The 1,345-nt window shown below is 63.6% G+C and carries 1 protein-coding gene and 1 pseudogene; one reads left to right on the top strand and one right to left on the bottom strand.

Going from position 1 to position 1,345, the window contains the following annotated elements:
* A partial coding sequence (locus tag LQV45_RS32975) for an MFS transporter (protein ID WP_230011872.1) occupies positions 1-503 on the bottom strand: 503 nt, incomplete at its 3' end.
* 331 nt (positions 504-834) lie between these two features.
* Between LQV45_RS32975 and LQV45_RS32970 the strand changes: the two are divergent.
* Positions 835-1,345, top strand: a pseudogene (locus LQV45_RS32970) (phosphotriesterase); the annotation flags it as partial.

Raw genomic sequence — 1,345 nt, 5'->3', positions numbered from 1 at the left:
GTGAAGAACTGCGCGGTGAAGCCAGCGAGCACTGGGGAGATCACCGCGCCGAGGGACAGGAACCCGGCCCACGTGGCGATGACCTTCGCCCGTGCGCGGTGATCCGGGGTGATCGCGGCGATCATGGACAGCGAGATGGGGAATAGGATGCCCGCCCCAATGCCGCCGACGGCCTGGGCGGCGATCATCATTTCGGTTGTCGGCGCCAGCGCAGCCATGACGGAGCCGACGATGCTGACCCCGGCTCCGATGTACAGAAGCTTCTTGCGTCCGAACAGGTCGCCCAGGAGGCCCCAGCTGAGTTCGAACACGACAATACCCATCAAGAACATGCCCGCGATCCAGGTCAGGCCCGCGCCTGAAGTATGGAATTCCGCGGCGAACGTGCCGCTGAGGGCGCCCGGCAGCGCGTTGGTGATCTGGGCCAGTGTGACCGCGCTGTAGGCGGCTATGAAAGTGGCTCGCACCGAGCTGCGGCTCGGTACCGAAATGGTCTGACTCATCGATGAAACTCCTTTGTTTCCGGTCGATTCTCCGGTGACGCGCCATGACTGGTGCGCCATGACTGGTGCCCTGCCGGAGCAAGAGCCGGCAGGCGGAGGTGGATGTGGCGCTCACCACAGTCTGATATCAATCTTTACGAGATGTCAAGAAAACATACTCAACGTTTGCTTCATGAAAGCATCGACACCCAAAGGACGTGTACGGCTCGTCTGTTTTCTTGACACACTGTAAAGAAAGATGTGATGCTGGCTACACCGCAACGGGGCTACGGCACGGTCAGGCACCCCGGCGCCCCTGTATTCAGCACCCGATCTTCAAGGGAGAAGCCAAGTGAGTCACACCACACCCGTCGATAGCGGGGACGCGTTCCACGCCCCCACCGGGCAAACCGTCAATACGGTATTGGGTCCCGTCCCTGCCTCGGAACTGGGCGTAGTCGCGCTCCATGAGGCCCTATTGTCAGTGGTCCCGGGCGCCCAGTACGCACCAGAGATCTCCATGGACAGGTCACAGATCTTCGAGGCCCTGGCGGCCAAGCCCGCGGACTTCCGCGAGCACGGCGGGCAGACGATCGTCGACAGCACGGGCATGTTCCACGGCCGCGACCTCAAGCTCTACGAGGCGTTGTCCCGCACCACCGGCGTCCACATCGTCGCCTCCACGGGCCTGGGCCCGGAGGAAGAACTCGGCGGATACTTCCTGACGCCGCAGACCAACCCGCCCACCCCGTGGCCGGCCGAAAAGTTCGCCGATCTCTTCGGCAAGGAGGTCACTGAGGGGATGGTGGTTCCCCGGGTCGAGCGCCGCGCCGCCGCCGGCATCGTCGCGACCATTGCCGACC

Source organism: Microbacterium sp. Bi128 (assembly GCF_918698205.1).
The sequence above is the reverse complement of the archived record's forward strand: the minus strand, read 5'-3'. Positions and strand labels throughout refer to the sequence as shown.